The following is a 3,288-nucleotide window of genomic DNA, read 5'->3' on the forward strand; positions in this document are numbered from 1 at the left end:
CCACCAGCCAGGCTGCACCGACTAGTTCAGCCCGCTGCGGCGCAGGGTTCCCGAGGGTGTTGATCAGCGAGGCGGATCACCAGCGCGAAAAGCTCGAATTTGCCCTCGCCGTTGCCGTGAGCCGCGGCGACGCCGAGCGTTGCGAGAGCCTGCGGCGGCAGATCTCGGCCCTTGGAGCCGGCGGGGTGGAACCAGGAACCTGAGGGTTTCGGGTTTGTTCCAAACCCACAAATCGACGTTCTGGCAATAGCCATGGATGGTAGGATTGCACCAACTCTTATGGGCGTCTGGATCTTGCAATGTCCAGGCGCCTGAGTTTGTTGATGCAGTCATGGGGTGCCGGCGCTCTAGCGACCACTCCATTGTTTTCCGCCGGCTCATCGATCAGTTCCAGCTGGGATCGCGGCCTGGCTACTGACGCTGATCCACGCCGTCTCTTTGCGCCCACCCAGCCCGTTTCGGTCCTTTCTTCCGTCCTTGCATGACAGTCGCCCTTTCCCCCGATCTCCACGTCCGGCCACGGTCTGCCCTCTCCCCAGGGCGTCCCCAGTCCAGGCGGGTTCCCACCAACCCCCAGCCCGTTGCCAACATTCAGGTGCAGATCAGCCAGCTCGACACAGCGGCACGGCAGGCTGCCGCCGAGGGCCAGGTGGCCGAATCGGCGCGCCTGATCCTCGAACTGCTGAAGTCAGAACGGCGCCTGGCCAATACCGGGCCCCAGGTGCTGCAGCTGATCAAGCCGCGGGGTTGAGGGGCTTTCAGCAAGCTCGCTCAGCTGACACACCTGCCAGCACTTCCCGCAGGCGATCCGCCGCTGGGGGAACAGCCTGGCGGACAGACTCCCGACCGATTGCCTGCGTCTGGCGGGGCTGCAGGAAGGCGATCAGATCGACATCGTTGTTGGACCGGATGGCCGCCTGAGCCTGGAGCCTCTGTGCAAGCTGGATCGCGCTGCCCTGGCCACAGATCTGCGCCGGCTTCAGGCAACCATGCCTCTCACCCCTTCGGTGAACGAGGACTGCCGCGGCGGTGAACGCTGGTGATGCTGACCTATTGGTGGTCTATCTCGACACCAGCGTGGTGGTGGCCCTGCTGACCCCAGAAGAACGCAGTGGCCACGCCCTCGACTGGTTTGCGCAATCTCGCCAACCCTTGATCAGCAGCGACTGGCTGATCACCGAAACCCACAGCGCCCTGGGCATCAAGCAGCGCCATCACGGCCTCCGTTCTGAGGCACGCCTGGCCGCTGGGGAGCAGTTCGAGCGCCTGCTGCAGGGCGGAGTTGAACTGCGCTCGCTCGATCGCGACCGCTTTCACGAGGCGGCCGCGTTGCTCCTGGATCCAGTTCTCGGACTCGGTGCCGGTGATACCTTGCATCTGGCGGTGGCCCTGCACAGCCTCTGCACCGAGCTGGCCAGCTTCGAAGGCCGGATGCAGCAAGCCGCGGCAGCCCTCGGGATGAGGCCAGCATTGGAATAAGCCCACAATCCGTGGCAGGGCCTGCAGAGAAAAGCCGAACTCAGCGGGCATCAAGGCTGACTCGCACCGGCTCCAGCTGCTGGGGCCGAATGATGCGAGCTACGCCGAAATCAGGATCAACGCCCTTCTGAAATTCATCAAACCCATAGACAACTGCATCCCGCATTTCATCGACTTGATCGCATGGCCATGGAATTGGTAGCAAGACCTGGGGTTCCCCCGATGATTCAGAACGGTCCAGCCTCTGCGGCAGTCCCGCTGAGACAGGGCGTGACGTGAGACACCAGGGTTCGGATCGTCCCCTCCCAGTCATGGGTAGGCGCCACGTGAGATGTTTGGTCCTACAGCCAGTGTCAGACTGGTTTTTCTGTGGATTTATCAGGCCTGGACTGAAAGCGGGTGACCGGACTCGAACCGGCGACGTTCAGCTTGGGAAGCTGACATTCTACCACTGAATTACACCCGCAAGGTGTAGCCAACTCAGGCGTCCTGATGTTGTCTGCGTTGTTGGCTTGTTGAGACTAGCAAGGGTCATGATGCCTCCCTTGCCAGTCTCTGCGGCCGTTGCGGCAGCTCAGCCGGCCAGGGCCGCCGCGCAGGCGGCCACGCCGGCCCCCGCCGTTCCCCGCAGCAGGCCCAGGCCCTGCAGGGTGGCCTCGATCGCCGCGACGGCGGTGAGCACGTCGCGATCGGCCACGAAGCCGAGGTGGCCGATGCGGAACACCTGGCCCTTGAGGTGGTCCTGGCCGCCGGCCAGCAGGATGTCGAAGCGCTCCTTCACGGCCTTGCGCAGCACCTCGGCGTCGACCCCCTCGGGAGCCACGGCCGTGATCGCCGGGCTGCCATGGCCCTCGGCGGCATAGAGCCGCAGCCCCATCCCCTTCATGCCGGCCTGGGCCGCGCTGCGGTGGCGGGCATGGCGGGCGAAGATCGCCTCCAGGCCCTCCTGCTGCATCATCCCCAGGGCGGCCTCCAGGGCGAAGTACAGATTCACCGGCGGGGTGAAGGGATTGCTGTCGGCGGCGGCCGATTTGCGGTATTTGCCGAGGTCCAGATAGAACTTCGGCAGGTTGGAGCGCTCGTAGGCCGTCCAGGCCCGCTCGCTCATGGCCACGAAGCCCAGGCCCGGCGGCATCATGTAGCCCTTCTGGGAGCCGGAGCCCACCACATCGAGGCCCCAGCGGTCCATGGGCACGTCGCAGGCGCCGAGGCTGGTCACGCAATCGGCAATGGTGAGCGCGGTGCCGTGGGCGCGCACGTGGCCGGCGATGGTCTCCAGGTCGTTGATCACCCCGGTGGAGGTTTCCGAGTGGGTGAGGATCACCGCGCGGATGCGCTTGTCGGTGTCGGCCTCCAGGGCGGCGCGGAAGGCCTCGGGATCCAGCGGTTGGCCCCACTCGGCCTTCACCACCTCCACCTCGAGCCCGTAGGCCTTTGCCACCTTCACCCAGCGCTCGCCGAACTTGCCGTTGTCACCGCAGAGCACGGTGTCGCCCTTGCTGAGCACGTTGATGATCCCCGCCTCCATGGCGGCCGTGCCGCTGCCCGCCAGGGCCAGCACGCTGCCGCTGGTCTGGTGCAGCCACTGCAGCTGCTCGGTGGTGCGCTTGACGATCTTCTGAAAGTCGGCGCTGCGGTGGCCGATCGGATGGCGGCTCATGGCCAGCAGCACGGTCTCCGGCACCGGCGTGGGGCCGGGGATCATCAGGCTGAGCTTGTCCTGCATGGGTGCTGCGGAGCAGAGGAGGGGCGCGGCCGCGGAGCGGCGCAATCCACCAATGTAAAAAACTGACCACAGGGGCCCAACCC

4 protein-coding genes and 1 tRNA gene are annotated in these 3,288 nt (G+C 65.5%); 3 read left to right on the forward strand and 2 right to left on the reverse strand.

Features of this window, described 5'->3' with window-relative positions:
* From IQ216_RS12750 to IQ216_RS12760, 3 genes are all read left to right on the forward strand, one after another.
* Window positions 1-203 (forward strand): hypothetical protein (locus IQ216_RS12750; RefSeq protein WP_228007494.1); only part of this gene is annotated, 203 nt, incomplete at its 5' end.
* 278 nt (window positions 204-481) lie between these two features.
* On the forward strand, window positions 482-751 hold the full coding sequence (locus IQ216_RS12755; protein ID WP_193815775.1) for a hypothetical protein: 270 nt from the start codon (window positions 482-484) through the stop codon (window positions 749-751).
* Between the two features lie 305 nt (window positions 752-1,056).
* Window positions 1,057-1,479, forward strand: coding sequence for a type II toxin-antitoxin system VapC family toxin (locus tag IQ216_RS12760; protein WP_193815772.1), 423 nt, complete (start codon window positions 1,057-1,059; stop codon window positions 1,477-1,479).
* A gap of 394 nt (window positions 1,480-1,873) precedes the next feature.
* Here the strand turns inward: IQ216_RS12760 and IQ216_RS12765 are convergent.
* Both IQ216_RS12765 and IQ216_RS12770 read right to left on the reverse strand, forming a co-directional pair.
* A tRNA-Gly gene (locus IQ216_RS12765) sits at window positions 1,874-1,945 on the reverse strand.
* Between the two features lie 108 nt (window positions 1,946-2,053).
* Entirely contained in the window at window positions 2,054-3,205 is a 1,152-nt protein-coding gene (locus IQ216_RS12770) for an alanine--glyoxylate aminotransferase family protein (RefSeq protein WP_193815773.1), read from the reverse strand.
* Window positions 3,206-3,288: the final 83 nt, after the last annotated feature.

The organism is Cyanobium sp. LEGE 06143, assembly GCF_015207535.1.
Taxonomy (GTDB): domain Bacteria; phylum Cyanobacteriota; class Cyanobacteriia; order PCC-6307; family Cyanobiaceae; genus NIES-981.